Annotated in this window: 26 protein-coding genes; 12 read left to right on the top strand and 14 right to left on the bottom strand. The window is 67.5% G+C overall.

Annotation, left to right across the window (positions count from 1 at the left end; genetic code table 11):
- Positions 1–2283: a phage tail sheath subtilisin-like domain-containing protein gene (locus V6V88_RS22195; RefSeq protein WP_338616356.1), complete on the bottom strand. Its 2283-nt coding sequence runs from the start codon at positions 2281–2283 to the stop codon at positions 1–3.
- A gap of 431 nt (positions 2284–2714) precedes the next feature.
- Between V6V88_RS22195 and V6V88_RS22190 the strand changes: the two genes are divergently transcribed.
- Positions 2715–5306, top strand: coding sequence for a carbohydrate-binding family V/XII (locus tag V6V88_RS22190; RefSeq protein ID WP_338616355.1), 2592 nt, complete (start codon positions 2715–2717; stop codon positions 5304–5306).
- A gap of 9 nt (positions 5307–5315) precedes the next feature.
- Here the strand turns inward: V6V88_RS22190 and V6V88_RS22185 are convergent, their stop codons facing one another.
- The 4 genes from V6V88_RS22185 to V6V88_RS22170 all read right to left on the bottom strand — a co-directional run bounded on the left by V6V88_RS22185 (position 5316) and on the right by V6V88_RS22170 (position 9468).
- Complete coding sequence (locus tag V6V88_RS22185; RefSeq protein ID WP_223572642.1) at positions 5316–6212, bottom strand: hypothetical protein; 897 nt, start codon at positions 6210–6212, stop codon at positions 5316–5318.
- 46 nt (positions 6213–6258) lie between these two features.
- The gene (locus tag V6V88_RS22180; protein ID WP_223572640.1) at positions 6259–6996 is read right to left on the bottom strand and encodes a hypothetical protein; all 738 of its coding nucleotides are present in this window, start codon (positions 6994–6996) and stop codon (positions 6259–6261) included.
- An 18-nt stretch (positions 6997–7014) separates the two neighbouring features.
- Positions 7015–8742 carry an alpha/beta-hydrolase family protein gene (locus tag V6V88_RS22175; protein ID WP_142053540.1) on the bottom strand — a complete coding sequence of 576 codons (1728 nt, stop codon included), beginning with the start codon at positions 8740–8742 and terminating at the stop codon, positions 7015–7017.
- Positions 8743–8808: 66 nt separating this feature from the next.
- Entirely contained in the window at positions 8809–9468 is a 660-nt protein-coding gene (locus V6V88_RS22170; protein ID WP_062839746.1) for a glutathione S-transferase family protein, read from the bottom strand.
- Positions 9469–9635: 167 nt separating this feature from the next.
- Here V6V88_RS22170 and V6V88_RS22165 point away from each other — a divergent pair, with 167 nt between their 5' ends.
- On the top strand, positions 9636–10400 hold the full coding sequence (locus tag V6V88_RS22165) for a class II aldolase/adducin family protein (protein ID WP_063952416.1): 765 nt from the start codon (positions 9636–9638) through the stop codon (positions 10398–10400).
- 6 nt (positions 10401–10406) lie between these two features.
- Here the strand turns inward: V6V88_RS22165 and V6V88_RS22160 are convergent, their stop codons facing one another.
- The 3 genes from V6V88_RS22160 to V6V88_RS22150 form a co-directional block, all read right to left on the bottom strand.
- Positions 10407–11195, bottom strand: coding sequence for a hypothetical protein (locus V6V88_RS22160; protein WP_223572634.1), 789 nt, complete (start codon positions 11193–11195; stop codon positions 10407–10409).
- Between the two features lie 166 nt (positions 11196–11361).
- Positions 11362–11823, bottom strand: coding sequence for an SRPBCC family protein (locus V6V88_RS22155; RefSeq protein WP_062839743.1), 462 nt, complete (start codon positions 11821–11823; stop codon positions 11362–11364).
- Between the two features lie 135 nt (positions 11824–11958).
- Complete coding sequence (locus V6V88_RS22150) at positions 11959–12051, bottom strand: FAD-dependent monooxygenase (RefSeq protein ID WP_223572632.1); 93 nt, start codon at positions 12049–12051, stop codon at positions 11959–11961.
- 36 nt (positions 12052–12087) lie between these two features.
- Here V6V88_RS22150 and V6V88_RS22145 point away from each other — a divergent pair, with 36 nt between their 5' ends.
- Both V6V88_RS22145 and V6V88_RS22140 read left to right on the top strand, forming a co-directional pair.
- Positions 12088–14724, top strand: coding sequence for an excinuclease ABC subunit UvrA (locus V6V88_RS22145; RefSeq protein ID WP_338616354.1), 2637 nt, complete (start codon positions 12088–12090; stop codon positions 14722–14724).
- 6 nt (positions 14725–14730) lie between these two features.
- On the top strand, positions 14731–15180 hold the full coding sequence (locus V6V88_RS22140) for a GNAT family N-acetyltransferase (protein ID WP_142053548.1): 450 nt from the start codon (positions 14731–14733) through the stop codon (positions 15178–15180).
- A 6-nt stretch (positions 15181–15186) separates the two neighbouring features.
- Here the strand turns inward: V6V88_RS22140 and V6V88_RS22135 are convergent, their stop codons facing one another.
- Positions 15187–16005: a hypothetical protein gene (locus tag V6V88_RS22135; protein ID WP_223572627.1), complete on the bottom strand. Its 819-nt coding sequence runs from the start codon at positions 16003–16005 to the stop codon at positions 15187–15189.
- A 126-nt stretch (positions 16006–16131) separates the two neighbouring features.
- Between V6V88_RS22135 and V6V88_RS22130 the strand changes: the two genes are divergently transcribed.
- Both V6V88_RS22130 and V6V88_RS22125 read left to right on the top strand, forming a co-directional pair.
- Positions 16132–17181 (top strand): NADP(H)-dependent aldo-keto reductase, encoded by a 1050-nt coding sequence (locus V6V88_RS22130; protein WP_338616353.1) that lies wholly within the window; start codon positions 16132–16134, stop codon positions 17179–17181.
- Between the two features lie 216 nt (positions 17182–17397).
- A complete protein-coding gene (locus V6V88_RS22125; RefSeq protein WP_338616352.1) occupies positions 17398–17877 on the top strand; it encodes a hypothetical protein in 480 nt (159 codons plus the stop codon).
- On the opposite strand, the gene V6V88_RS22120 is transcribed toward V6V88_RS22125, so the two are convergent.
- Entirely contained in the window at positions 17862–18683 is an 822-nt protein-coding gene (locus tag V6V88_RS22120; protein ID WP_338616350.1) for a metallophosphoesterase, read from the bottom strand. The two genes, V6V88_RS22125 and V6V88_RS22120, sit on opposite strands and share 16 nt — an antisense overlap.
- A gap of 131 nt (positions 18684–18814) precedes the next feature.
- Here V6V88_RS22120 and V6V88_RS22115 point away from each other — a divergent pair, with 131 nt between their 5' ends.
- Together V6V88_RS22115 and V6V88_RS22110 are read left to right on the top strand one after the other, a co-directional pair.
- A complete protein-coding gene (locus tag V6V88_RS22115) occupies positions 18815–19219 on the top strand; it encodes a lysozyme inhibitor LprI family protein (protein ID WP_056326179.1) in 405 nt (134 codons plus the stop codon).
- Positions 19220–19347: 128 nt separating this feature from the next.
- Positions 19348–19935 (top strand): DNA-3-methyladenine glycosylase I, encoded by a 588-nt coding sequence (locus V6V88_RS22110; RefSeq protein WP_280002626.1) that lies wholly within the window; start codon positions 19348–19350, stop codon positions 19933–19935.
- 58 nt (positions 19936–19993) lie between these two features.
- On the opposite strand, the gene V6V88_RS22105 is transcribed toward V6V88_RS22110, so the two are convergent.
- Positions 19994–20689 carry a pentapeptide repeat-containing protein gene (locus tag V6V88_RS22105; RefSeq protein ID WP_142053561.1) on the bottom strand — a complete coding sequence of 232 codons (696 nt, stop codon included), beginning with the start codon at positions 20687–20689 and terminating at the stop codon, positions 19994–19996.
- A gap of 5 nt (positions 20690–20694) precedes the next feature.
- Positions 20695–21144 carry a gas vesicle accessory protein GvpU gene (gvpU, locus tag V6V88_RS22100; protein WP_280002590.1) on the bottom strand — a complete coding sequence of 150 codons (450 nt, stop codon included), beginning with the start codon at positions 21142–21144 and terminating at the stop codon, positions 20695–20697.
- 171 nt (positions 21145–21315) lie between these two features.
- On the opposite strand from gvpU, the gene V6V88_RS22095 reads away from it, so the two are divergent.
- Entirely contained in the window at positions 21316–21687 is a 372-nt protein-coding gene (locus tag V6V88_RS22095; protein WP_280002588.1) for a hypothetical protein, read from the top strand.
- Positions 21688–21738: 51 nt separating this feature from the next.
- On the opposite strand, the gene V6V88_RS22090 is transcribed toward V6V88_RS22095, so the two are convergent.
- Positions 21739–23082, bottom strand: coding sequence for a ParB/Srx family N-terminal domain-containing protein (locus V6V88_RS22090; RefSeq protein ID WP_280002587.1), 1344 nt, complete (start codon positions 23080–23082; stop codon positions 21739–21741).
- Between the two features lie 188 nt (positions 23083–23270).
- Here V6V88_RS22090 and V6V88_RS22085 point away from each other — a divergent pair, with 188 nt between their 5' ends.
- On the top strand, positions 23271–23939 hold the full coding sequence (locus tag V6V88_RS22085) for an ankyrin repeat domain-containing protein (protein ID WP_280002585.1): 669 nt from the start codon (positions 23271–23273) through the stop codon (positions 23937–23939).
- A gap of 56 nt (positions 23940–23995) precedes the next feature.
- On the opposite strand, the gene V6V88_RS22080 is transcribed toward V6V88_RS22085, so the two are convergent.
- Entirely contained in the window at positions 23996–25102 is a 1107-nt protein-coding gene (locus V6V88_RS22080; RefSeq protein WP_128827217.1) for a porin, read from the bottom strand.
- 254 nt (positions 25103–25356) lie between these two features.
- On the opposite strand from V6V88_RS22080, the gene V6V88_RS22075 reads away from it, so the two are divergent.
- Together V6V88_RS22075 and prs are read left to right on the top strand one after the other, a co-directional pair.
- Positions 25357–26010, top strand: coding sequence for an NUDIX domain-containing protein (locus tag V6V88_RS22075; RefSeq protein ID WP_338616348.1), 654 nt, complete (start codon positions 25357–25359; stop codon positions 26008–26010).
- A gap of 101 nt (positions 26011–26111) precedes the next feature.
- On the top strand, positions 26112–26969 hold the full coding sequence (gene prs / locus V6V88_RS22070) for a ribose-phosphate diphosphokinase (RefSeq protein ID WP_338616346.1): 858 nt from the start codon (positions 26112–26114) through the stop codon (positions 26967–26969).
- The last annotated feature ends 4 nt before the right edge of the window (positions 26970–26973 follow it).

The raw sequence follows: 26973 nt of genomic DNA, 5'->3' as shown, positions 1-26973 counted from the left end.
TCAAGCCTGTATCTGGCCGGCCAGTTGCTGGATGCTGATGACGACGAACTCGGCGGGCTTGAGCGGCGCAAACCCCACCAGGATGTTGACCACGCCACGATTGATGTCGTCCTGCGTGGTGGTTTCCCGGTCGCACTTGACCAGATAGGCCTCGCGCGGCGAACTGCCCTGAAAGGCGCCCTGGCGGAACAGCGTGTTCATGAACGCGCCGATGTTCAGGCGGATCTGCGCCCACAGCGGCTCATCGTTGGGTTCGAACACCACCCACTGCGTGCCTCGGTAGAGCGATTCCTCCAGGTACAGGGCCAGGCGCCGCACGGGCACGTACTTGTACTCGGAGGTGAGCTGGTCGGCGCCGCGCAGCGTGCGCGCGCCCCAGCAGACCGCGCCGTACACCGGGAACGTGCGCAGGCAGTTGACCCCCAGCGGATTCAGGCTGCCGTTCTCGCCATCGGTCAGTGTCGTGGCCAGCGAGACGACGCCGGTCAGGTTGGCGTCGGTGCCCGCGGGGGCCTTCCATACGCCCCGGTTGCCGTCCGTGCGCGCATACAGGCCGGCAACGGTGCCGCAGGGCGGCGCCAGGCGCGGCTTGCCGTTCTTGAGCGGATCGGACACGTACGTCCACGGGTAGTAGACGGCCGCGTGATCGGACTTGGGCAGCGCGGTGCCGTTGGCCACCGACACCATCGAGGCGGGGTCGGTCGCCGTGGGCGGCGCGTCCACGATCATGAAGGCGCGCCGCTCCTCGCAGTACGACGCGGCGTTGGCCAGGACGCCGCCGTGCGTGATGGCGGGCAGGCAGAGCAGGTTGAAGATGTCGGCGTCTTCCAGCGCATACAGCCCCTGGCGCAGCGCACGGCTGCCGATGAACGCGGCATAGACGTCGTCCGGCCCGTAAGGCGTTTCGGTGCCGCCTTCCAGCAGCGCGTCGACCGGCGGGGGCGAGGCGACGGCGCCCGCCATCAGATGCAGCGACGCCGCCAGATCGTTGGCCGGGGCTGCTGCCACCGCGATGGTGGAGCCCATGCCGCGCGAGCCGCTGGCCAGCACCAGCGTGCTGCCCTGCACCCGCGCCGTGAAGTCGCGGAAGGCGGGCGTGCCCGGGCGCAGCGCGCGCACCGCGGCCTGCAATCGCGCCGCCACGTCTTCCAGCTTGGCGGCCAGCGACCCGCCCGCGGCGGCGGCGTCGCCCACGCTCACGAGTTCCGGGCCCAGGCCATCCAGGGTGATGCGCAGGCTGGTGTGGGTGGCGTCGGGCAGCGCGTCCAGATCGGTCGCGCCGAACGTGTCGCTCGTCAGCGTGGCCGCGTCGGGGGTGGGCGCCGGGCGGATGATGGCCGCGCCATCGGTCTCGACACCGCCTGCCAGCGACCCCAGCATCAGCACGCCCGCGGCGTTGTTGCGCGCGCCGGGCAGCACGCGCACGCTGGCGTTTTCGCCGCCCGCGCCGGACGTCATGACAAGGGTGTTGCCGCTGCGCGCCGCCGTGAAATTGGCCAGCGCCGGACGGCCCATCGCCTGCGCCCGCACCTTGGCCTGGATCGCGGCGGCCAGCGCCGTCAGGCGCTGCGTTGCGGTGCCGCCCGCGATGTCGCCGGGCAGCGCGATGCTGACGCCGACGGGCTCCAGTCCGTTCACGGCCACGCGGAAATCGGTGTGCGTCGCGTCCAGCAGCGTCTGCACGTCGCCCAACGTGCCGCTGACGCTGGTGCCCGCCGGCAGCGCGTCCAGCGCGCCCTGCGACAGCATCCGCTCCAGCCTGACAAGCTGCGACACGCCCTGCACCAGGTCCAGCAGATAACGCGGGTCCTTGGCGTTCAGAGACACGTTGGCATAGCTTTCCGCCCGCCCATCGCTGGCGCGGATGAACTGGATGTTGAAGGTGCTGGACGGCACGGCAGTGGCGTGGTCCACCCGCACCTGGATGCTGTTGCCGGACACGCCGGGGTCCAGCGCCCGGACCGTCAGCACGTCCACCGCCGTGGCGCTGCGCAGGACGCGCTGCGCGGGCGATGCCTCCTTGACCACACGCACGACCCAGGCATCCGTGCCGCCGTTCACGAAGAACTGGCGCACCGCATAACCAAGCTCGGAGTCGTCGGCAAGCCCGCCAAAGGCGCGCTCATAGTCGGAGAAGCTGAATATCCGGACCGCCTTGTTGACGGGACCGCGCGGGGCCGCGCCCAGGAAGGCGGCAACCGAGGTCGCGACCCCGGCAATCGTGCGAACGCCGCTGGGAATTTCCTGGATGTAAACCCCGGGATGGGACAGGGTAAGGGCCATGAGCTGCTCCTTCGCGCGGCTGTCCGGACGGGAGGTCCATGCCGCAGGAGAGGCTTAGAGAGCCGCCAGCGCGCCGCTTGAGAGCGGCAGGAAGGGCTGGCGATTCGCGCGAGGCTTGCGCGGGGTGGCGGGCGTTGCGCCGCTCTAGTTGGATTGCAGCGGAAAGGCAATCGGGCAAAAGCAGCAAGCCCTGGTAGGAACGAGTTATAGAATTTCTGCCTGATGCGATCAATAGCTTTTTAGCGGCATTAACGATCTGTTTCTTATTCAGGGTGCGGTCAGCTCGGGTCTTCCGGCAATTGAATGCCGGGGCCCGCTGGCGTATAACCCGAAGCGGCGGCACCCGCTTTCTCGCTTGCTCATTTGCGCAGCGGGACACCCCGGCCGGCTGTGCAGGCGGTCCGAACCTCAAGGAGCGTGATATGCATTGCGTGTCCCGATTGCTGCACCTGCATGCCTGGTTTTTCCGCTTGCCCGCCGCGTCCCGCGCTACCGGCCGCCGCCGGCGCATCGCACGCCTGATGGTGGGCGTGGCGGCTGGAACGACGCTGGCCTTCGGCGCCGCCGCGCAGCCGCAAAATCCCGGCCAGCCCGGCGCCTCGGTCGCGACCCCGCCGGGCGCGGTCCAGTCCACCGCCGCGCAGCCCGGCGCCGGCCAACCCCAATCCGACTCGTCCGCCGCGCGCGCGCTGCAATGGCCGCGCAGTTTTTCCGCGCCGGATGGCGCGCGGGTCGAGCTCTACCAGCCGCAGATCGACACCTGGACCGCCGACCGCCTGTCCGGCCGCATGGCCGTCGCCGTGGGGCCGGCCAAGGGCAATCCGACCTACGGCGTCGCGGAATTCTCCGCGCGCGCCGACGTGAACAAGCCCGCCGGGCTGGTGCGCCTGTCGGACATCCGCATCGAACGCGTGCAGGTGCCGACGGCGCCCCAAGAGGCCGCGCGGCTGCGCAGCGAGCTGGAGGCCCGCATTCCACCCAACGGCGTGGTCACGCCGCTGGACGGGTTGCAGCTGAGCTATGCGCTGTCGCAGAACAACCCGGCTACCAAGACGGTGCCTGTGGACAACACGCCGCCGCGCATCATCTACCGCACCGTCCCGGCGATCCTGGTGCTGGTCGATGGCCCGCCCGCGTGGACGGCGCTGCCCGGCACGCCGGGCTGGCGCCGGGTCGTCAACACCCGCGCGCTGATCCTGGGCGACAACGCCGGACGTTTGTACCTGCAGGCGGCAGGCCACTGGTATGACGCGGGCGACATCAACGGGCCCTGGCGCACCGTGGCGCAACCGTCACCCGCGCTGCTGGCCGCCGCCGACGCCGCACGGCGCGGCCCTGCGGCGGACCCCTTGATGCCGCATGACGGCAAGGCGCCGCATCGCGCGCCCGATATCGAAGTGTCCACGGTGCCGGCGGAGCTTCTGATCACGATCGGCCAGGCCGAGTTGCGGCCGGTGCCCGGGACCTCGCTGCTGTCGGTCACCAATGCCGACCACGCCGTGTTCATGAATCCGGGCGACAACCGCTATTACCTGCTCGTGTCGGGCCGCTGGTTCCGCGGCCCCCGGCTTGAAGGACCGTGGTCGTATGTGCCCGGCAAGGACCTGCCGCGCGACTTCGCGCGCATTCCGGCGCGCGATCCGCAGGGCGGCGTGCTGGTGTCGGTGCCCGGTACGCCGCAGGCCCGCGAAGCCGTCATCGCATCGACCATTCCGCAGACCGCAACCGTGTCGCGCAGCGCCGCCAGGCTGCAGGTCGAGTACGCCGGCGGCGCGCCGGTGCTGCGGCCCATCGAGGGCACCACGCTGCATTACGCGGCCAATTCGCAGGTGCCGGTCATCCAGGCCGAAGGCCGTTACTACGCGTTGTCGCATGCGGTGTGGTTCGTGTCGGATTCGCCCACCGGACCGTGGCGCGTGGCCGACCATGTGCCCGCAGCGATCTACGCCATTCCCGCCACTTCGCCGTTGCACTACGTGACCTACGTGCAGGTCTATGGCTCGACGCCGCAAAGCGTGGTGTTCGGCTATTCGCCGGGCTACATGGGCGTGGTCGTCGCGCCGGATGGCACGGTCGTCTACGGCACAGGCTATTCCTACCCGCCCACGATCGTGCAAAACACCTGGGTCGGCTATCCGCCCAGCTACGGCTACAACGCCGCCTTCGATTCCGCGGCGGGCTTTGCCTTCGGGTTTGCCGCGGCCGAAGCCTGGGGCGGGGCGGCGCCTTACTGGGGCCCGTATTACGGCGCGCCCTATTGGGGCGGCGTCGACGTGAACAAGGTGGACGTCTACGGCGCGTGGGGCGGTTCCGGCACGGTCACCCACGCGGCCGGGTGGAATGGCTGGACGGGCACCGAATGGCAGGGCGCGCACGCCGAAGGCTACAACCCGCAAACCGGCGCCGCCTTCGAAGGCACGCGCGGCGCGGCCTACAACGAATACACGGGCAATGCCGCGGCGGGCCGCCGGGGCGCCTACACCGACCCGGTCACTGGTGCATCGGGCGCGGGCCGCGCGGGCGCGGTCGAGAACGACGACGGCCAATGGGCTGCGGGCCGGCAGAACGTGCGCACCAATGCCGACACCGGCCGCACCACGTATTCCGCCGCCGGCGCGACCGGCACGGCGGGGCAGGGCGCGGACAGCGTCGACCGGCGCGGCGCCACCTACAACCGCAACACCGGCAGCGGCATGGCGTGGAACAACGGCAACGTGTACGCGGACCACAACGGCAACGTCTATGAGCACAACGACAACGGTTGGCAGCAGCACACGTCCTCGGGCTGGCAGCCGGTCCAGCCGAACACGCAGTCCAACTACCTGAACGCGCAGCGCCAGGCGCGTGATTATTCGACGCAGCCGGCGGGCGGCATGAACGGCGGCTGGCAGAACCGCATGGGCGAATCCGCGGGCGGCTGGCAAGGCCGTGGCGAAGGCGGATGGCAGGGGCGCGGGATGGAGGGCCGCAGCTTTGGCGGCGGGTTTGGCGGATTCAGGGGCGGCGGCGGATTCAGGCGCTGAGCGTCTCGTTCAGTCCTGTATCAGATACGCCTCGCCGCCCGGCTTCAGGTACGGCGCGAGGTCGTCGAAAGGCACCTGCGCCAGCGTTCCCAGACACACGCCCGACGCGTGGCCCACGCCGGATACCGACAGGCTCAGCGCGCCGGGCGTCGTGGCGCCCAGCGCAAGGTAGGCCGGCCACAGGTCCCAGCAACCTTCCTTGGAACGGTCCTCGGTCAGTCCGGCCTCGTCGCGCGCGGCCAGGGTTTTCTGCGCCTGGCCGACGAGTGCCGTCAGCGCGGGGCGAGGCTCGCGGCTGCCCGGCTGGTAGGCGTCGAACACGCGGTTCCAATCCAGGGTTTCGCCGCGCAGCAAGTCGAACGTGTAGAGATCGAAGTGGTTGTTCGGATGCGCGCCGCCGCAGTCCAGGCTGCCGGATTCGGTCACCGTCATCATGGCGCGGGACAGCCAGGGCACGGCCACGACTTCTTCCTCGTAGTTGGCCAGTGTGCCGGCCGACGGGCTGCCGCTGGTGTAGGCCGAGGCCTTGCAGGCCAACGCCGCGTGGCTCATGCGCCAATGGCGTTGCTCGAGCAGGTGATTGACGCGCGCCATGACCTGAGGGTCCGGATGGCGCGACAGGCGCGGATAGCTGAACTGGGTGCGCGGGTCGCGCCACATGCGATATGCGACGGTGGCGCTGCCCACGTCGGCGCCCACGGGCACGGCGTGACCGGCAAGCTTGAGCGTGTCGTAGGGGACGCGGGCCGCGGCGCTTTCCAGTTCCATCACGATGTCGCCCACGCCTTGCAGCGTGCCGGTGTAGACGGTGCGCTCGGCGGCGCCGGCGTGGCCTGCCTGCCACAGCATGGCCAGCGTCAGGACGCCAAACCGGAACGGGCGCGTGCGTGCAAAGGGAATGGACATCTGTGTGGGGACCCTGAGACGTGGGCCGGTCAATATACCCGACGCGTCAGGGGTCCCGCGCCGCGGGTTGCCAATGGCCGTGCTCGGGGTTCACGCTGACGCGGCGGCCGCCCGCCCACACCGCTTCTTCGTCCAGCCGCGACGCCAGTCCCGGCTCGATATCGAAGGCGATCCCCAGCGCCTGTGCCACCGCCGGGTCTTCGATGGGCAGTTCCCAGGTCAGAAAGAGTTGCGACAGATCCCGCGCATCCGGGAAGTCCGCTTCGTCGTAGCCGCTGGCGTGGCGGGCGATGACGGCGTGGGGCTGGCAGGTGTCAAAGACGATGGCGACGCCGCGCGTAAGCGGGATGCGGTGCCCGGTGCCGGGAAAGTGCACGTCCAGGCCTTTGTCGTCGGACAGGAACAGATTGCAGAACGCGGCGCCGCCGTATTGGTTGCCGTCGTGGTGATAGCGCGCGCCGCGGCAGGCCATGAGCGCCATGTCGCTGGCCGCCAGGACGTCGCCCATTCCCAGCGCGCGCGTCCAGTCGCGCATGGCCTGCACGCACAGGCCGAACTCCGGCCAGCGGGCGCGGGTGCGCGACAGCGGCATCTGCTCGACGTCGCCCGGCTCCAGCGCCAGCCGGGTCCGGATTTCGCGGTCCCAATCGGCCGTAAGGCGCGCGGGCGGCGCAGGCACGTCCAGGTTAGCGGCCAGCAGGCGCGCGCTGACGCTGCGGCTGCGCAAGGCGTCATCGCGCGAAAAGAAGAACGACGTCAATCGATCCTGCATGGGGTGATTCATGAGCCGCGCCTTCCGCGCCTAGCCTCCGCGTCCCTCGTAGGCGCCTTCGTCGCCGTCTTCGTCTTCCATTGCCGCCTGCGCGCGCTCCAGCAGATAGGCCTTCAGGCCTTCGAGGGCGTCGGGCGTCCAGCCGGACACGCCGGTCACCGCGACCCAGGCGTCGACATAATGTTGCGGCGCGTAGACGTGTCCATACCCCATCGGCGTCGCGGTGCCCACCGCCATGTCCAGCGCAAGCTGCAACATGGTCACCACGGGATACCAGCGCAGTTCCGGCGACACGTCTGGGCCCATCGGCGCGTTCATCCACGCGGGCGGACGATACAGGTCGCGATAGTCGAAGAAGGTGACCGGGTCGCTCGCGTATTGCAGGTAGACGACGCGCATCGGCCCCCACGGCGCGTCGGCCGGCACCGGCGAACCGTTCTGGTTCATGAAGCGCACGAAGGCGCCATCGCGCAGTTCGGGCAGCCAGGCGGGCGAGCCGGGATTGCGGGCATCGGTAATGGTGCGCCAGACGCGGCTTTCAAAGGGCGGGCCGCTCCAGAGCGCGCCCTGGATCGGGTCGCCGATCATCTCGAACAGTTCGGCCGACCCCGCGGAATTCTTCGCGCCCAGGCTCAGGCCGTGCAGGTACAGCCGCGGCCGCCGGTCCTTGGGCAGCGTGGTCCAGTAGCCATACACCGCCTGGAACAGGGCGCGCGCGGCTTCCGCGCCATATTCGGGTTGCGCCAGCAGCGACAGCGGGCTGGACAGGTACGAATACTGCATGGCCACGCTGGCCACGTCGCCGTTCAGCAGGTATTCCAGCGAGTCCGCGGCGGCGGGGTCGACCCACCCCGTGCCCGTGGGGGTGATCACGACCAGCACCGAGCGGTCAAAGGCGCCCACGCGCTTCATCTCGTCCAGCGCGAGCCGCGCGCGCGCCTCGGGGGTGGCCGCGCCGCGCAGACCAACGTAGACGCGGATGGGCTCCAGCGCCATGCGTCCCGACTGCGTCTGGATTTCACTGGCGGTGGGGCCGGAGGCGATGTATTCGCGGCCGGCGCGGCCCAGTTCGTTCCAGCGGATCAGCGAGGCGGGCCCCCCTGTCTTCAGGTCGGCGGTGGGCTGCGGGCGTTCGGGCTCGAGCAGCGCGTCGAATTCGCGGAACGACGCGTCCAGCACGTGCAGCGCGCCGCGGAAGAACACGTCGGTCGCCAGCAGCCAGAAGATCAGGATGGCGATGAGCGCGCCCGTCACGTTGGCCACGCGCCGCGGCACGACGCGCCGCACCTGCCGGGCAAGGTAGCGGGCAATGAGCTTGAACAGCCGCGCCAGCGCCAGCAGCACGGCAAAGGTGGCCAGCGCGATCAGGCTGACCTTGATGGGATGGGCGCTGGTCACGGGGTCCATCTGCATCAGCGCGCGGATGGTGTTCTGCCATTCGGCGGCGCGGCCAAGAAACACGATCGCCACCGCCACGCACAAGAGGCCGATGACGGCATTGATGACCCACGCGGCGCGGCCGCGGGGCGAGGGCAGTTCCAGGTAGGTCCACAGCCAATGCCACAGCACGCCCAGGCCATACCCGGCCGCAAGGCAGGCGCCCGCCAGGACGCCCTGGGTGACGTGCGTTCGGGGAATGAGGGTGGGCGTCAGCGCCGCGGCGAAGAACAACGTGCCGAGCATGAGGCCGACGCCGGAGAGGGATTCCAGGTGCGACCGGAAGAAGGAAGGCAGGTGTCGATGCAAGGTCTGCTGCACGGTGCGTCCTCATCGGGGAGGGAATGGCGGGGATTCTCGCATGTTGCCGCGGGGGGCGCGGCGTTTTCAGTCGCGGTCGGGCGCGCCCAGCGGAAACAGCGGCCGGTACGGCCGGGCTTCATCGACCGCCCGCGCGAAAGACGGCCGCGCCAGCAGCCGGGCGCGGTAGGCCCGCAGGTGCGGATAGGCATCGGCGATCGGATGCGTCCAATCGGCGTAGAAGAGCGCGGGGGCCGCCGCGCAGTCGGCCAGGGTGAAGCCGCTGCCCGCGGCCCACGTGCGCGTGGCCAGGAGCGCGTCTATCCAGGCGTACGCCGGTTCCAGCTTCTGCGCGGTCAGCGCCAGCGCCTCGTCGCGCTTGGCGGGGTCGCCGGTCAGCGCGCCGTTGACTGCGTGCTGCATCCAGAACATGACGTGCAGGTCGAAGTAGCGGTCCAGAAAGCGCACGTCCAGCGCGGCCATCGGGTCGTCGGGAATCAGCCGGACCGGCCCGGGGTGGGCGAGCTGCAGGTACTCGATGATGATGCTGGATTCGGCGATGTTGCGGCCGCCGTCCACCAGCAGCGGAAACTTGCGCAGCGGCCAGCGCTGCAGCCAGTCGGCGCCATGCTGGGGCGAGTCCGGCCCGATGCCGCGAAATTCGAAGGGCGTCGCGTTTTCGTACAGCGCGACGAGCACCTTCTGGGTGTACGAGGAAAAGGGATGACCGTAAAGTGCAGGCAGCATGCTCGACGTCTCCTGGGGCGTGGCCCACAGGTTAATGGGTCCGGGGCTGTTTCACCAGACGGACGCGTGTCCGGCGCCCCGCTGCGCGTTGCGCGCGAAAAGGAATACAGTGCATGACGGATCCCGGGGCAGTGGCCTCGGGCAGACACCAACAATACGGAGACAGGATGGATACGGCAGGCAAGCAGGGCGCCAGCGTGCGCGAACAGGTCGGCGAGACGGAATGGCAGGTCCGCAAGGATCTGGCGGCGCTGTACCGGCTGGTGGCGCTTTTTGGGTGGGACGATCTGATCTTCACGCACATCACGGCCAAGGTGCCGGGCACGGAGCATTTCCTCATCAATCCCTACGGCATGATGTTCGACGAAATCACCGCGTCCAGCCTGGTCAAGATCGACCTGCACGGCAACAAGGTGATGGCGTCGGAATACGACATCAACCCCGCGGGCTTCACCATCCACAGCTGTATCCATGCGGCCCGCAAGGACGCGATGTGCGTGCTGCACACGCATTCGATCAACGGCGTGGCCGTGTCGGCGCAGAAGGCCGGCCTCTTGCCGCTGTCGCAATTCGCGTTCATCGTGCTGCGCTCGCTCAGCTATCACGACTACGAGGGCCTGGCGCTCAACCCCGACGAGCAGCCGCGCCTGGTGCGCGACCTGGGCGCCAACAACTACCTCATCCTGCGCAATCACGGCCTCTTGACCGTCGGCCAGAGCATGGCGGAAGCCTTCCAGGCCATGCACCGCCTGGAAGCGGCCTGCATGGTGCAGGTGCGCGCGCAGGCGGGCGGCGAACTGACCCACATTCCGGCCGACATCCTGGCCCGCGCGGCGGTGGAATCGCCCGCCGACCGCGCCCGCAAGGCCCAACTTGCGTGGCCGGGCCTGCTGCGCCGGCTGGACCGGCGCAATCCGGGGTATGCCGAGTAAGCGCGACTATTTTTTCGCGGTCGGGTCGGCGGACAGGAATTCCGTGCAGTCAGGCAGCGGCTTGGACGGCTCGTAGGACGATGTGCCCGGTTGCCACGCGTAGGTCACGGTGTAGCTGCACTGGCTGTCGGTCTGCGGCGCAAGCTGGGCCTGGGTCAGCGGGGGGCGCGTGCTGGAATCTTCAAAACGGCTGGCGCCCGCCGGCGAGCGCGTCGCCTGCGTCTTGACCTGCAGATCGGGCAGTTCCTTGCCCGGCACGGCCTTCAGCGACGCCTTGAACGCGTAGATGTCGCTGCACTGGCCGGCCCGCTTTTGCTGGTCGGCCTCGTTGAAGCACGCGCGGATCGACGCGTCGGCCGTGTACGGCATGACGAGCACCAGGCTGGCGCCGGTCTGTTCGCCCAGGTTGACGTCGTACAGATACAGGTCGCGGCGCGAGAAGCCGCCGCCCGAGAACGGCGTGGACGCCTCGAAGTCCGGCTCGGCCGGGCCGACCACGCCCACCAGCGCCCGTTCTTCGCTCAGCCGGATCAGTTCCGGCCACACGGTGAAATCCTTGAAGTCCGGGATGTCGGGCGAGTCCCAGAACCGGTAGTCGGCACGCAGGGTCCTGCTGGTGGCAAAGGGACCGTTTTCGCCGAAAGCGCCATCCGTCTTGATGCCCACGCACCAGTCGGTCTGGGCGTTGCAGTACAGCTTGTTGTCCGCGTTGAGTTTCAAGGGCTCGGTATCGGGGGCAGCCATGGCCGCGGCGGGCAGGGCGGCGCAAAGCAGCAGGGCAAGCACTTTTGACACGATTCTTCCTTCTTGTGGGATGCGCGCGGGGCCGTATGTTACGGCCCCGCGCAACGGCCTCCGGGGGCGCGCCACATTTTGTAGGCAGTCGCACCGTTACGCGCGACCTGATGGTGTCAAAACATGAACAAACGTATCGGAGTGGGCGCCGCCCGCGGTGGCGGCGTCAGTCGCGCACGGGGCCGTCGGGCGCATCGGACTCGACCAGCTGCGCCAGTTGCAGCAGCGACTCCTGCCAGCCCAGGTAGCACATCTCGGTCGGGATGACCTCGGGTATGCCTTCCTGCACGATGACCAATTCCGTGCCGCACGACACTTGCCGCAGGGTGACGGTGGTGGTCATCTCGCCTGGCAGGTTGGGATCGTTGAAACGGTCCGTATAGCGGATCTTCTTGCCCGGAACCAGCTCCAGATATTCACCGCCGAACGGCTCGTCATGGCCGGTGGCAAAGTTGCGGAAAGCCATCCTGTGGCGGCCGCCCACGCGCGCGTCCAGTTCCTGGACCGAGCAGGTGTAGCCATAGGGCGGAAGCCACTTGGCTATCGCATCGGGTTCGATGAAGGCGCGATAGACGCGTTCGGGGGTGGTGCGCAGGACGCGTAGGTGTCGTACGGTTCCGGTAGTCATGGTGTAGTCCGCCTTGAAGTGAGGGTGGGTGCATGACTACGACGAACCGCCAACACCCGGATCGACAAGCATTTTGCTGGGGATTTCCCTAGGTCGCGATGGGCTTTCCCATCAGGCCGGCGAACCACGCCCCTGTCAGGCCAGCGCCAGCTTCCTGCCCAGATTGAAGGCATCCTGCAGGCCGGTGTTCAAGGGATGGCGGCTGCCAGCAAGTTCCAGGTCGATCACGCCCAGCTCGATCTTCGGTCTATTACTATTTGGGCCATGAGCCAGCGCAAGACACCTTCGAAGCCGGGCCCCGATGCCTGCATCCGCGTGCGAGGCGCGCGGGAACACAATCTGAAGAACGTCGACGTCAGCATCCCGCGCGACGCGCTCGTGGTGTTCGCCGGCGTGTCCGGGTCGGGCAAATCCTCGCTCGCGTTCGGCACCCTGTATGCCGAGGCGCAGCGCCGCTACCTGGAATCGCTGTCGCCATACGCCCGCCGCCTGATCGATCAGGTGGGCGTGCCCGACGTCGACGCCATCGACGGCCTGCCGCCCGCGGTGGCATTGCAGCAGCAGCGCGGCACGCCCAACGTGCGCTCCACGGTGGGTAGCGTGACGACCCTGTCGAGCATGCTGCGCATGCTGTACTCGCGTGCCGGGACGTATCCCGCGCGCCAGCCCATGCTGTACGCCGAGGACTTTTCGCCGAACACGCCGCAGGGCGCCTGCCCGCACTGCCACGGCCTGGGCTATGTGTACGACGTGACCGAGGCGTCCATGGTGCCGGACCCGTCGCTGTCCATTCGCGAGCGGGCCATTGCCTCGTGGCCGCCCGCCTGGCACGGCCAGAACCTGCGCGACATCCTGGTGACGCTGGGCTACGACGTGGACAAGCCGTGGCGCGACCTGCCCAAGAAGGATCGCGACTGGATCCTTTACACCGACGAGCAGCCCACGGTGCCCGTCTACGCGGGCTTCACACCCGCCGAGACGCGCGCCGCGCTGCGCCGCAAGGCCGAGCCCAGCTACATGGGCACCTACACCGGCGCGCGCCGGTACGTCATGCACACGTTCGCCACCACGCAGAGCGCCATGATGAAAAAGCGCGTGGCCCGCTTCATGACCGGCGCGCCCTGCCCGGAATGCGGGGGCCGGCGTCTGAAACGGGAGGCGTTGTCCGTGACCTTTGCGGGCCTGGACATCGGCAGCCTGTCTCAACTGCCGCTGGCCCGCATCGCCGAGATCCTGACGCCCGCCGCCGAAGGCCGCTTCGACGACGTGGCCGGGAAGGCCGGCACGACCCGCAGCAAGGCCGCCGGGGTGCGCGCCAACGCGCGCCGCGTGGCGGCGGGCGGGCTGTCGCATGCGGGCAGCAGCGACGTGCGCCGCACGCCGGACGCATCGCCCGAGAAACGCATTGCCGCGCAGCGCATCGCGCACGACCTGGTCGAGCGCATCGGCACGCTGCAGGCGTTGGGCCTGGGCTATCTGGCGATGGACCGGTCCACGCCGACGCTGTCGCCCGGCGAATTGCAGCGCTTGCGGCTGGCCACGCAGATCCGCTCCAACCTCTTTGGCGTGGTGTACGTGCTGGACGAGCCCTCGGCGGGCCTGCACCCCGCGGACGGCCAGGCGCTGCACCGCGCGCTGGACCAGCTCAAGGCGGGCGGCAACACGCTCTTCGTCGTGGAGCACGACCTGGACACGCTGCGCCGCGCCGATTGGCTGGTGGACGTGGGGCCCGGCGCCGGCCAGCATGGCGGGCAGGTGCTGTACAGCGGTCCGCCAGACGGCCTGCGCAAGGTCAGGGAATCGGTCACTGCTAAATATCTATTCGATGCGCGGCCCGCCAGCCGGCGCACGCCGCGCGAGCCCACCGGGTGGCTTGAGCTGCGCGGCATCCACCGCAACAACCTGCATGGCGTGGACGCGCGCTTTCCGCTGGGCGCGTTCACGGCGGTGACGGGTGTGTCCGGGTCGGGCAAATCCAGCCTGGTCAGCCAGGCGCTGGTCGAACTGGTGGGCGAGCATCTGGGCCAGGAGCTGCCCGCCGAGGAATCCGACAGCGACCTGCCGCAGCCCGGCAACCTGCCGCGCACGACGGGCCGCCTGTCTGCCGGCGCGCAAGCTATCAAGCGGCTGGTCAATGTGGACCAGAAGCCCATCGGCCGCACGCCGCGATCCAACCTCGCCACGTATACCGGCCTCTTTGACCACGTGCGCAAGCTGTTTGCCGGCACCAAGGCCGCCCGGTCGCGGCGTTACGGCGCCGGCCGCTTTTCCTTCAACGTCGCGCAAGGGCGCTGCGAGACCTGCGAGGGCGAAGGCTTCGTCCACGTCGAATTGCTGTTCATGCCCAGCGTGTATGCGCCGTGCCCCACGTGCCACGGCAGCCGCTACAACGCCAAGACGCTCGAAGTCGAATGGAACGGCCGCAACATTGCGCAGGTGCTGAACATGACCGTGGACGAGGCGCGCGCGTTCTTCAAGGACGAGGCCGTCGTGTCGCGTCCCCTGACGCTGCTCTCTGAAATCGGCCTGGGCTATCTGCGCCTGGGCCAGCCCGCCACGGAACTGTCCGGCGGCGAGGCCCAGCGCATCAAGCTGGCGACCGAGCTGCAACGCAGCCAGCGCGGCAACACGTTGTACGTCCTGGACGAGCCCACCACGGGCCTGCACGCGGCGGATGTGGACAAACTGATGACGCAATTGCACGGCCTGGTCGACGCCGGCAACACCGTGGTCGTGGTGGAACACGACCTGCGCGTGGTGGCGGGCAGCGACTGGATGCTGGACGTCGGACCCGGCGCCGGCGAGGCGGGCGGCGCGATCGTGGCGGCCGGCACGCCGCAGGCGGTCAGCCGCGGCAACGCCGGCGTCACGGCGCAGTTTCTGCGCCCCTTCTTTGATTGAGGAAACATGGAATTGATCTACCGGCCCGCCCGCGCCGAGGACGTGGCGGCTTGCATCGACATCCGCGGCAAAACCCGCGAGAACGCGTTTTCAGCCGAAGACCTGGCCGCGGCGGGCGTCACCCGTGCGTCCTGGGCGGCGGCAATCGACGACGGTTCGCTGCCCGGCTACGTGGCCACGTCTGACGGCAAGATCGCGGGCTACTGTTTTGGCGACAGGCAGGCCGGCGAAATCGTGGTCCTGGCGTTGCTGCCTGACTACGAGGGGCAGGGCGTGGGCAAGACGCTCTTGAACCTGGTGGTGCGCGATCTGACGGCGCTTGGCTTTGAACGGCTGACCCTGGGGTGCGCCCGCGACCCCGCCGTGCGTTCCTATGGCTTTTACCGGCACCTGGGCTGGCGTTCCACGGGCACGTTCGACGACAGGAACGACGAGGTGCTGGAATACTTTCCCTGAACTCGGCTAGGGCTGCTGCCGCATTTCATCGGCCAGCGTGTCCCGCATGCGTTCCATGCTTTCCTGGCCCACCTCGATCAAGCCGCCGCTCGGCTGGTCGATGTCCAGGATGAAGGTCAGCACCAGCGCGATCAGCGCGGCGAACATGCCGGTCGACACGGGCCGCCGCCGTCCATGCAGTCCAGTGCCGTAGGCGATGTAGGCCATCGAACCGGCGGCCACGATGAAGAGCAGGTAATACACCGGCTCCGGCACGTGGTTTTCCAGCGCAACGCGCCGCTTTTCATTGATCTGCGCCATCTCGTTGATGGCCTGGATGAACATGATGGTGGAGATGGTCGGCGGGTTCTCTGCCCGGGCCGCGACCGCCGCCCGGATCTGGCGTTCGATGCGGCGCGCGGTGGCGTTGGCGGCGGCAAAGCGCGGCGAATCCTGATCGGCCAGGTGGTAGTCCAGCGACGCCGAGGCGTATTCATGCAGCATCTTGGCCACCGCAGGCCGGTGTTCGGCGGGAATGAGCTGCGACCGCCAATAGGCGTTGCCGATGGCGTTGGCCTCTTCCAGCACCAGGTTCTTGCGCGTCTCGAAACGCGTGACCGACATGGCGAACGTAAACCCAAGCAGCAGGGCCAAGAGGCCGAGCAGCGCGGTCTGAAGCGCGGTGATGTGTGTCTTGGCGGCCTCGTCGGCCGGCTTGCGCAGTCGGCGGCCGAGCCGGTAGGAAAGCTCGATGACGGCCAGGAAAATGATGAGCACGACGAAAAAGATGATGACTTCGTCAACTTCCCGCAGCATGCCGTCTTCCCCCGGTTTGGATGTGCGCATCAGCGTAAGCCGATTGCGCGGCGGCGGCAATCGGGCGTGGCCCTGACGCCCCGCCCGTCAGCGAAATGCCAACATCTTGGAGTAAGGTGTCGCTTCCCAACTTGAAGACCCCGCACGGAGCAGAACTTGAAATACCGCAAACTCGGCCGTACCGACCTGGACGTCAGCCTGATCGGGCTGGGCACCATGACCTGGGGCGAGCAGAACACCGAAGCTGATGCGCATCAGCAACTGGACTACGCGCTGGAGCGCGGCGTCAACCTGGTCGACGTGGCCGAAATGTACCCGGTGCCGCCCAAGCCCGAAACGCAGGGCCTGACCGAAACCTACATCGGCACGTGGCTGGCCAACACGGGCCGCCGCAACGACATCGTGCTGGCCAGCAAGGTCGCCGGCCCCGTGCGCGACCCCAAGCGTCCCGGTCACATCCGCGACGGCAAGACCTTCCTGGACCGCAAGAACCTGACCGCGGCGCTGGACGCCAGCCTGAAGCGGCTGCAGACGGACTACCTGGACCTGTATCAGCTCCACTGGCCCGACCGCACCACGGCCACGTTCGGCCAGCTGAACTACCCGTGGGTCGAAGACGAGCACACCGTGCCGATCGAGGAAACCCTGTCCGTGCTGCAGGACTTCGTGCGCGCTGGCAAGGTGCGTCACGTGGGCGTGTCCAACGAAACGCCGTGGGGTGTCAGCCAGTTCCTGCGCCACGCCGAAAACCAGAACCTGCCGCGCATTGCCTCGATCCAGAACGCCTACAGCCTGCTGAACCGCGTGTTCGAGATCGGCCTGTCGGAATTCACGCACCACGAAGGCGTGGGCCTGCTTGCGTATTCGCCGCTGGCGATGGGCATGCTCTGCGGCAAGTACCTGGACGGCGCCAAGCCGGCCGGCGCCCGCCTGACGGTCTTCTCGCGCTTTACCCGCTACAGCAACCCCCAGGCCGAAGCCGCCACGCGCGAATACGTGGAACTGGCCCGCGCACACGGCATCTCGCCGACGCACCTGGCGCTCGCCTGGGTCAACCAGCGCCCCTTCGTCACCAGCAACCTGATCGGCGCGACGTCGCTGGAACAGCTCAAGGAAAACATCGACAGCGTCGACGTGACCTTGCCGGCAGACGTGCTGGACGCGATCAACCAGATCCACACGCGGCATCCGAATCCGGCGCCTTGAGACGAACAAGGCGTGAAGGGCAGAAAGAATTCAATGCCCTGATCGGACGCTATCGATCTCCGTAGTGGTCTACGTGCAAAAGCTCACTTGCGAAAGCGGTGGGCTTTTTGCTTTGCATGAGGGGAGGCCAATGCGTCGGGCCATTTTCGTGTTTCTCTGATTCAAGCCGCTTTCTTCGGCGCTCAAACTCCGGTGCATCAGCAATTGCCAGGAGCCATGATGACAGGGCGCCCGATCATTCGTGTAGGCGACAGGACAACCCATGGCGGCACGGTGATGGAGGGGTTTTCTTCCTACATCCAGATTGGCTGCGCCACGGTGGCAGGATTGCTTTGCGCGCTGACGCTGTTTTGGTATTTCTGCCGACCGGTCGTGGTTATTCACTATTCGGCTGCGGGAGGTTCCCCGATAGGCTATGTCTACGATACCGACGTGTACCTCGCTAGAAGAACGCTACACCCCGGTGAGTCGGCGATGTACTACACCGATTGGCATCACGCTTCCGACTACTGGACCTCGGTCAGCTTGCCAGCGGAAAGCGGGGATTATGTGGAAGTAAACGGCCCGTTCAGCCGAGTGGATGTGTACGTGGGTCCGGATGCGAAGGTGCAACGAACCGCCATTCGACATGGCTTTTTTGCGCGGTTCACGTCGCCAAGTGAGCCCTGCAATATTGCCGATCACGACCGGCGATAGGCCGGCACTTCCCACAACTTCCCCGGCGCGAAGCCCTCCTGTTCCCCCTTCTTCGCATACCCCAGCGGATTCGCAATCACCCGGCAGCCGTCCTTCACGTAGTCCTGCGGACAGTGCAGATGTCCGTGTATCCACACGTCAGCCAGCGGCAGCAACCCGTCCAGCGCGTTGCAGAATCCCGCTGTCCCCGGCGTGACCCCGTAGCGCGGATCGGCGCTGGCTAGCGTGGGTGCAAAGTGCGTGATCGCTACCGTCGTGCCGTCGAAGGGCACGCGCAACGCGGCGTCCAGCCATTGTTGGCAGGCCAGGCCCTGCTCGCGCATCTGTTCGGCCATGAAGGGTGCGCCGTGGCGGCGCATTTCGGCCTTTTCCAGATAGAAGTCCGCGGCCCGGAAAGCCTTGGCGCGTTTTTTCAGGACTTCCCCCAGCGCGTCGTCCGGCGCGGCAAGCGCGTCGAAGTCCGTCCACAGCGTCGTGCCCACGAACCGAACGCCGCCGATCACCGTGGTCTCCCGTTCCAGCCATTGGATGCCCAGGGTCTCGCACAGGTCGCGCAGGCGCTCATGCGTCTCGTCGAAATCGACGTTGTCGTATTCGTGGTTGCCCGGCACGAAAAGAACAGGCGTGGGCCAGCCGTGGCGGGGCGAATAGTCGCCCAGGCCGAAATCGTCCCGCTCCAGCCGTGAGCCCTGGCGATACGAACCGATGTCGCCGGCCAGCACCAGCAGGTCGGCCCCGGCCGCAGGTTGTGCCACGAAGGTGGGATCGGTTTCAAGATGCAAATCGGAAAGCAATTGGATCTTCATGGGCCCTATCTTAGGCGACGAGCGGACGCGCTGCGCGGGGCCGGCATCCATGCGACACTTTCCCCCAAGCATTTGCCGACCCCACGGCAATCACCCAAACCCACCACCCACCGGATACAGGAGGAACTCCCATGCGTATCGTGTTTGCCGCCGCAGCGCTCCTGCTTGCAGCGGGGGCGCAGGCCCAAGTGCTCAAGTGTGACCAGGCGTCGACCCAGACCGACATGAACCTGTGCGCGGACCAGGCTTATCGCAAGTCCGACGCCGACTTGAACGCCGCGTACAAGGAAGTGACCGAGCGTCTGAAAGACAGCAAGGCTGCCTTGACGCAATTGCAGGCCGCGCAGAAGGCGTGGCTGTTCTTTCGCGATGCCGAATGCGCGTTTTCGTCAGCAGGCGTTACGGGCGGCAGCGCGTATCCGATGGTGCTGAGCCAGTGCCTGGACAAGCTCACGCAGGCCCGCACCAAGGAATTGCGCGCGTACCTCGCGTGCGAGGAAGGCGACACCAGCTGCCCGGTGCCCCGCAAGCCATGAGCGCCGCCAGGCAGACTGGCGGGGACCCGCTCAAGCCGGACCCCGGCAGCCCGGACGCCGGCAACCCCGATGCCGGCAACACCGATGCCGGCAGCCCCGATCCTGGCCTGATCGTCGACGAGCACGGCATGCCGCGCTGCTTCTGGCAGCCGTCCATGCCGGACTATCACGATCATGAATGGGGCCGGCCCGTGGCGGACGACCGGCGGCTGTTCGAGAAGATCTGCCTGGAAGGCTTTCAGGCCGGCATGGCGTGGATCACCATCCTGCGCAAGCGCGAGGCGTTTCGCGAGGCGTTCGACGATTTCGACATGGAACGCGTGGCGCGCTATACCGAGCGCGACGTGGAGCGCCTGATGGGCAATGCCGCCATCGTGCGCAACCGCGCCAAGATCGTGTCGGCCATCAACAACGCGCAGCGCGCGCGCGAACTGGCCGATGAAACCGGGTCGCTCGCCGGCTGGCTATGGTCGCACGAGCCGCAGCCGCAGACGCGTCCGGCGGCCGTGGACCGGCACTACTGGGACAACAATCCCACCTCCAAGGCGTCGATCGAACTTTCGCGCGCGTTGAAGCGGCGAGGCTGGACGTTCGTGGGGCCGACCACCATGCATGCCTTCATGCAGGCCGTCGGGATGGTGAACGAGCACATGAGCGGGTGCGTCTGCCACGTGCAGATCGAGGCGGCGCGGGCGCGCTTCCGGCGTCCCGGCTGAATCAAGGCGGCGCACGCCGGCCTGCGCCCGAGCAAGCGGGCGGTGCACCGGAAAGGCGTCAGACGACGCTGATCCGCAGTTCAGCCAGCAGCGCTGCCGCCTGGGTCTTGGATATGGTGGCGCCCGCCAGCCGGGCGGCGGCCGTCAGGTCCAGACCGCCCAGATCGGCCTCGCGCAGGTCCGCGCCTTCGAAGTGAACGTTTTTCAGGGTGGCGTTGCGCAGGCTGCCGCCGTGAAAGACCGTCTCGCGGAAATCGCTGCCCGACAGATCCGCGTCCGAGAAATCGAGCTGGAGCAGGTTGCACTTGCGAAACGACACGCCGCGCAGCAGGGCGCCGACCAGCAGGCATTCCTCGAGCGACCACCCCAGGCACGCGATGCCATCGAAATCCGAGCCCGTCAGCTTGCATGCCCGCAAGCGCGCGCTGGCCAGCCGCGCACGGCGCCAATTGGCGTTGTTCAGGTCGCAGTTCTGGAAGGAGGCCTCGCTGGCGTCGGCCGAGGCGAAATTGGCCGACCCGCCGCGGCAGCGCAGCCATTGCGTGTCGGTCAGGTCTGCACCTTGGAACGAGGCGCCGGCGATCGCGCAGCCGCTGAATTGAAAGCCGCGCAGATCCAGGCGCGAAAAGTCCGCCTCCTGGAAGTCGCAATCGACGAATGACAGCGGGACGCCCGGGGCAGCCTCGATCAGGGCCAGCATCGCCTTGCGGTCGATGTCCTGGCCCTCGATCGGTGGCGGTACGGTTTGCGTCATGCGGATCAGGCCGACGCGTCGGACTGCATGCGGCCCAGGATGAATCCGTCCACGGCGCTGGTGCGGCCGCGCCACAGGGTCGGCTGTCCAGCAATGGGCGTGCCGTCAGCGGTGAAGAACAGCGCGTCGGCCAGGTGGATGTAGTTGGGCAGCGGGTCAACGGGCTGCGGCAGGCGGAACACGTCGCCCAGCTCGGCCAGCGAGGCGTGCACGGTCTGGCGCGTGTCATCGTCCATCGACGCCAGCGAACCGGAGAAGGTGGCGGCGAAGGTGTCGAAGTACTCGGCGCCCGAGACGATCGAACCGGACACCAGCATGCCGCCCATCTGCAAGGTCACGCCAATGCTTTCGATCTGGCTGCCGTTGTTGACCAGGTTGACCAGGAACTGCAGGAAGGCGTCCGCGGTGGGTGCGGCGGCAGCAGTCTGGCTGGCGGCGGAGGGGTCGATGCTCATGAGAGGGGTCTCTGAAGGGTTTGCAAGAGGCACAAGATACTCGAAGGACGCTGAAAATGGTCGCGCGGCAATCCCGCGAGAAGCGGGCCGATCGGGCGCCTGACCGGGCCTTCCGGCGGCGCGGGCGGGGAGTATGTTGACACCCTGACCGCCATTCCCTTTGGAGCCTCCATGAGCAGCGTGAATTTCCTGGGTATCAATGCCGGCGCCGGCCAACCCGCGTCCGCCCGCAACGCCAACGCCACTGCCGGCGAGGCCTTTCGCGCGGCGTTCGCCGACGCCACCGAGCGCAACCGTTCGGCCATGGGCCGTGGCATCTCGGGCGCCGCGCAATCCGCGCCGTCGCAGGCCGAGCAGGAGTTGATGGACTACGCCGCGATGTCGATCGAGGACAAGATGTTCTACGCGGCCTTGGCAAGCCTGGGCATTTCCAAGGAAGAGTACGACGCCATGTCGGCCGCCGAACGCCTGGAAGTCGCCCAGAAGGTGTCCCTGGCAATGCAGCAGCTAGCCAAGGCCGAAAATACGAAGGAAGTACTCTGAGGTCCTGACGGCCCAATGCGAAAAGGCCCGCGCAAGCGGGCCTTTTTCACATCACCATCCCCAGCAGGTGCCCGCCGCCGGCTTGCCGCAGGTGCGGTAATTCACCGCGAACCACAGCTTGCCCGCGCCGCGCGGCGTGCCGTCTGACGTCTTGACGTCGTTGCGCGGCAGTTCTTCCAAGGTGTCGCGCGCGGTCTTGGTGGGCGAGCCGCTGGCCGCGTTGGGCGCCAGCACGATGCGGCCCAGGCTGGCGGCATCGCGGTCCTCGAACACGATATCCGTGTCGTTCAACGCGCTCATCTTCAACGAGGCATCGCGCACGGCGGCGGCGTAGCTGTCGCTGGCGCCGGTCGGCAGGATGTCCTTGTTCAGCGTGCTGACCGCCAGGATCTCGGCGGGCGTGGCCGGCGCCTGCATCTTGTACTGATCCAGCCCGGGCAGTTGGCCCGCCGCGGCCTGCCGGCGCAGCCAGTCGCCCCACAGGAATTCCGCGAATTCGGGCAGGTTGCCGTTGCTGTAGGCGATGTCGCGGGTGAAGTACACCAGCGAGCGATAGCGGTCTTCCTGCATGCCGCCGGGTTCCTGCGCATGGGACAGCCCCAGGCGCGTGGGCAGCTGGTCGACGGTGATGGGCTGATTCTGGCCGTCGCGCAGCCACGCGCGGCGCTCGTCCACCAGGCGTTGCCAGAAGGCAGCCGCGGTCGTCAGGTCGCTGTAGTTGGCGTCGACCTTCACCCACACCGGCAGCTTGGGGCCGCCGTCAAAGATCTCGCGCAGGGACGAGAACGTGTGGTGGCCGTCGGTCAGGTACAGATTGCCGTCCCAGCCCACCACCACCGTCTTCAGGTTGGCGGCGCGGGTGCCCGGCGCGTCCAGGCAGGCGAACGTGTCGGGCTGGTCCAGGCGGGCGGCGCGGGCCTCGGCGATGCTCTGGAACTTCTGCGCGCGCTCGGCGCCGCCCACATCTTCGCAGTAATCGTCGAACTTCTTGCCGACCGTGCGGTTCAGGTAATCCAGTTGCAGCACCGGATCGGCCGCCCAGGTGGCGCGGTCGAAGTCGCCCTGCCAGCGGCCCAGCTTGTAATAGATCTGGTCATAGCCGATTGCGGCCTGCGTGGGGTGCAGTTCCTCGATGCGGACCTGGATCACGTCGCCCGGCTTGGTCTGCAGGTAGGCCGTATTGCGCGGGGGCGTCTCAGGTTGCGGTTCCGGGGCGGGCGTCTGCGGCGGCGCCGGGGTTTCGGCGACAGGCGGCTGGACGGCGTCATCGTCATCGTCGCCGCCGCCATTGCAGGCGGCCAGGGCCAGCGGCAGCAACGCCAGGGCCAGCGCGCGGGCAAGGCGCGTTTGCGGACGGAATACGGGCGAGAACTCGGAAGGGGAACGAGAAGGCATGACAGTTCGTGGGGGGGCTGCGATCAGTGAGGGAGGCCGATCATGCCGGACGCGTGTTTCCTGCGCATTGCACGTCACCATGAATCTGACGGAGCATAGCTTGCACGGCCCGCAGCAGGGAGATAATGGCAGCGCGCCCGGCGCAGGACCGTGGCGCGATACCGGAAAAACCAGGGAGGCTGCCGGCAATGGCTTACATCAACTTCTGGCGCATCTGCTTCGCGCTGACGCTCAGTGCAATCGGCTTCGGTGCGGCGGCGGACGACCAGGGCGCGCAACTGCTGGAGGCGTCCGGCAAGGGCGACACGGCGCGGGTGCGCCAATTGCTGGCCGCAGGCGCGCCGCTCGAGGCGCGGGACGGGCAGGGCAACACGCCGCTCCTGCGCGCCACGCAGGGCAACCACGAAGCGGCCGCGGCGGCGCTGATCCAGGCCGGCGCGGACGTGAACGCCAAGAATGGCATGCAGGACAGCGCCTATCTATTGGCGGGCGCGCAGGGGTATCGCGAGATCCTTGAACTGACGCTGACGCACGGCGCGGACCTGAAAAGCACCAACCGCTACGGCGGCACGGCGCTGATACCTGCTTGCGAGCGGGGCCATGTCGAGGTCGTCAAGCGTCTGCTTCAGGCCGGGGTGGATCCGAACCATGTCAACCGGTTGGGTTGGACCGGGCTGCTGGAAGCCATCATCCTGAGTGACGGGGGACCACGCCATCAGGCCATCGTGGCGCTGCTGATCGAAGGGGGCGCGGACGTGAATCTGCCGGACAAGGACGGCCGCACGCCGTTGCAGCACGCCCGCCAGCGCGGGCAGACAGAGATCGTCCAGATGCTGGAGCGCGCCCGGGCGCGGTAGCGGCCCGGGCGGCGGGGTGGACCGGCGCCGCGCAAGCGGACCGGCCCGGCACACGCTTAGAACTGGTGGCGGATGCCCACACCGGCGGCGGTGCTTTTGACGCCGTCGATGAACGCGTAATCCGTGCCGTACGAACCGTAGGCGTACAGATTGGTGCGCTTGGACAGGTCGTAGGTGTAGCCCACGCTGTAGACGTTCATGTTGGCGTCGCCGCCCGTCAGCTTGTCGTTGGACGGGGCCACGTGTTGCCAAGAAGTGAACAGGCTGCCGGCTGCGCTGACGGGGAACGTTGCGCCCAGCATGTAGGAATTGGCCTTGAAACCGTCCACGAAACGGTTGATGCCGAATTCATCGCTGAACGGCGTGCCGGCCGGCAGGTCCTGGCCGACGAACCAGCCGTCGGTGGTGCGGCCGTAAGCGGCGGCCAGCTTGACCACTTCCAGGTCGTACGACGCGCCGATGGCGTACTGGCGCGGCGTGGCGCCGTTGTCGATGGAACCGCGGTTGGAACCGTTGAGCTGGTCATACGTCAGCGTCACGTTCAGCGGACCTTGCACGTAGCGCAGGCCGGTCGTGATGCCGCGGGTGTTGTCGGCGGTCTTGAAGCCGGTCTGGTCCGTCGTGGTGTCGTCCACGCTGAACGAGTAGCCCACGGCGAATTCAAAGCCGTTCACCGACGGGGTGCGGTACATGACCATGTTGTCCCAGCGCATGGTGTTGGCCGCGCTGAACCCCAGGCCCAGGTTGGACTGCGTGTAGCTGGTGTAGAAGGGATCGATGTCGGCCAGGTAGTTGGAGCCGACCGTGGCCTGGCGGCCGAATTCGAGCGAACCCCAGGCGTCGTTGGCCAGGCCGATGGTGGCTTGGCGGCCGAACAGGCGGCCCGACTGGCCGCGGCTGCCGTTGGCGGAGTCAAAGCCGCTTTCCAGCTTGAAGACGGCGCGCAGGCCGTCGCCCAGATCTTCGGATCCGCGCAGGCCCCAGCGGGAGCCGGCCTGGATGCCGTTGATCATGCCGACTTTGGAACCACTGTAGCCATCGCCCTTGATCTTGTTGTAGCCGAGGCCGGTGTCGATGACACCGTAGAGGGTGACTGACGGTTCTGCCTGGGCAACGCCTGCGAAAGAGGCCAGCATTGCCGCGGCGAGCAGCGTCTTTTTCATCCGGAAAACTCCTGTGTTGCAGTTGAAGAAAAAGCAAAAGGAACACGGCGCCAAGCATCAACCCGGCGGTGTTCCTCGGGGCATAGTGTAGAACATTGCGTTAATTGTCGTTATCCGCCGTCAATTTTTGCCAAAATTCGAAGTTGTTCTAGTGGCGCACGCGCTCGAAACCTGCGCAGGCGGATCGGGGCCGGATTGACCTGGATCCGTCATAGTGGCATCTTGCCCAAAACCCGAATCTTGGAACCCTCGTCTTGGAATTTCCCCAGCCGCTCGTCACCGTCGACGCTGTCCTTCTCACCCTGCGCGAATCCGGCCTGGAAGTCGCGCTGCACCAGCGCGATCGCGAGCCCTTTCTGGGCGCGATGGCGCTGCCCGGCGGCGTGGTGCACGCCGACGAGGACGCGTCCACCGAAGACAGCATCCGGCGCGTGTTGCGGGAAAAGACCGGTTTCGAGCCGCGCTACCTTGAGCAGTTGCAGGTGTTTTCGGGCATGGATCGCGACCCCCGGCAGTGGTCGCTGTCGGTGGCCTACGTGGCCCTGGTGCCCGCCGCCGAACTGGCCGCCGCCACGCGCGCCGAGTTCCGCTTTGTCAGCGTGGACGCGCTGCCGCCGCTGGCGTTCGACCACGCCGCCATCGTCCGGGCGGCCGTGGACCGCCTGCGCAGCAAGTCCACCTATTCCACGCTGCCGTTCTTCCTGTTGCCCGAGCGCTTCACGCTGACTCAGCTCCAGCACACCTATGAGGCGATCCTGCAGACCCGGCTCGAGAAATCCAATTTCCGCCGCAAGATGGAAGCGTGGGGCGCGCTGGAGGCCACCGACGAACAGGTCGGCGGCGCGCAGCGGCCGGCGCGCCTGTACCGGCTGAAGGACTTCACGTTTTTCGACCGTAGCGTCGGGTGATGCGCGAGCGCGCCCATTCAAATGCAAAGATAGTTGCACAACGACAATAAGTAGGCTTATACTGGCGTCACTTAGTTTTGAAATGCCACTAAGGGGCGATCATGTTCACCATCACTGCGGTCATTGAAGGACAACGCCTGACCGATACGCCGGCAGCGTTCCGGTTTCCGGGCGGCGAAATGCAGGTCACCATTCCGGTCGGGTTGCGCGAGCAGGCGGACGCCGCCCGCGAATTTCGCATCCATGCCTTGTTGAAGTCGGCCGACGACGTGATGCAGTTGTTGCTGTTGACAGATGCCCTGCGCCGCCTGAACCCCGCCGTGCCGGTGCACCTGGACATGCCCTATGTGCCGTATGCCCGCCAGGACCGCGTGTGCAACCCGGGCGAGGCGCTGGGCGCCGCGGTGTTCTGCAAGCTGATCAACGACCAGCAGTACGCCACCGTCACCATCGTCGAACCCCACAGCGACGTCACGCCCGCGCTGCTCGCGCGGGTGCGGGTGGTCGATGCCGCCGCCTTCCTGAAAAAGGCGCTGGCCGCCCCGGCCTTCGCGCAGGGTGTCACGCTGATGGCGCCGGACGCCGGCGCGCGCAAGCGGGTGCAGGCGCTGGCCAAGGCGCTGCGCGTGGCGGATGTGCGCTATGCGGAAAAGGTCCGCGATCCGCAGACCGGGCGCATTACTGAAACTCGCGTGCCCGACGATATCCCGGCCCAGCCGGTGCTGGTGGTCGACGACATCTGCGACGGGGGCCGCACGTTCCTGGAACTGGCCGCCGCCCTGCGCGGCAAGACCCGCCAGCCGCTTTACCTGTATGTCACGCACGGCATCTTCAGCAAGGGTCTGACCGAACTGAAGGCCAACTACGCCGAGATTTTCACCGCCTACGACTGGACTCGCACCGAAGACGCCCCTGTGCCGGGCGCCGCCGCAGCCGTCCTGGTCAACGAAGCAGCCTAGAAGG

Origin of the sequence: Achromobacter sp. E1 (genome assembly GCF_037039475.1) — a bacterium.
GTDB lineage: Bacteria > Pseudomonadota > Gammaproteobacteria > Burkholderiales > Burkholderiaceae_B > Achromobacter > Achromobacter mucicolens.
This window is presented reverse-complemented; position numbering and strand designations above follow the sequence as displayed.

Coding starts and splice junctions, on each gene's coding strand:
- V6V88_RS22195 (WP_338616356.1), bottom strand. CDS start 2,283: ATGGCCCTTACCCTGTCCCATCCCGGGGTTTACATCCAGGAAATTCCC.
- V6V88_RS22185 (WP_223572642.1), bottom strand. CDS start 6,212: ATGTCCATTCCCTTTGCACGCACGCGCCCGTTCCGGTTTGGCGTCCTG.
- V6V88_RS22180 (WP_223572640.1), bottom strand. CDS start 6,996: ATGAATCACCCCATGCAGGATCGATTGACGTCGTTCTTCTTTTCGCGC.
- V6V88_RS22170 (WP_062839746.1), bottom strand. CDS start 9,468: ATGCTGCCTGCACTTTACGGTCATCCCTTTTCCTCGTACACCCAGAAG.
- V6V88_RS22165 (WP_063952416.1), top strand. CDS start 9,636: ATGGATACGGCAGGCAAGCAGGGCGCCAGCGTGCGCGAACAGGTCGGC.
- V6V88_RS22155 (WP_062839743.1), bottom strand. CDS start 11,823: ATGACTACCGGAACCGTACGACACCTACGCGTCCTGCGCACCACCCCC.
- V6V88_RS22145 (WP_338616354.1), top strand. CDS start 12,088: ATGAGCCAGCGCAAGACACCTTCGAAGCCGGGCCCCGATGCCTGCATC.
- V6V88_RS22140 (WP_142053548.1), top strand. CDS start 14,731: ATGGAATTGATCTACCGGCCCGCCCGCGCCGAGGACGTGGCGGCTTGC.
- V6V88_RS22135 (WP_223572627.1), bottom strand. CDS start 16,005: ATGCGCACATCCAAACCGGGGGAAGACGGCATGCTGCGGGAAGTTGAC.
- V6V88_RS22125 (WP_338616352.1), top strand. CDS start 17,398: ATGATGACAGGGCGCCCGATCATTCGTGTAGGCGACAGGACAACCCAT.
- V6V88_RS22120 (WP_338616350.1), bottom strand. CDS start 18,683: ATGAAGATCCAATTGCTTTCCGATTTGCATCTTGAAACCGATCCCACC.
- V6V88_RS22115 (WP_056326179.1), top strand. CDS start 18,815: ATGCGTATCGTGTTTGCCGCCGCAGCGCTCCTGCTTGCAGCGGGGGCG.
- V6V88_RS22110 (WP_280002626.1), top strand. CDS start 19,348: ATGCCGCGCTGCTTCTGGCAGCCGTCCATGCCGGACTATCACGATCAT.
- V6V88_RS22105 (WP_142053561.1), bottom strand. CDS start 20,689: ATGACGCAAACCGTACCGCCACCGATCGAGGGCCAGGACATCGACCGC.
- gvpU (WP_280002590.1), bottom strand. CDS start 21,144: ATGAGCATCGACCCCTCCGCCGCCAGCCAGACTGCTGCCGCCGCACCC.
- V6V88_RS22095 (WP_280002588.1), top strand. CDS start 21,316: ATGAGCAGCGTGAATTTCCTGGGTATCAATGCCGGCGCCGGCCAACCC.
- V6V88_RS22090 (WP_280002587.1), bottom strand. CDS start 23,082: ATGCCTTCTCGTTCCCCTTCCGAGTTCTCGCCCGTATTCCGTCCGCAA.
- V6V88_RS22085 (WP_280002585.1), top strand. CDS start 23,271: ATGGCTTACATCAACTTCTGGCGCATCTGCTTCGCGCTGACGCTCAGT.
- V6V88_RS22080 (WP_128827217.1), bottom strand. CDS start 25,102: ATGAAAAAGACGCTGCTCGCCGCGGCAATGCTGGCCTCTTTCGCAGGC.
- prs (WP_338616346.1), top strand. CDS start 26,112: ATGTTCACCATCACTGCGGTCATTGAAGGACAACGCCTGACCGATACG.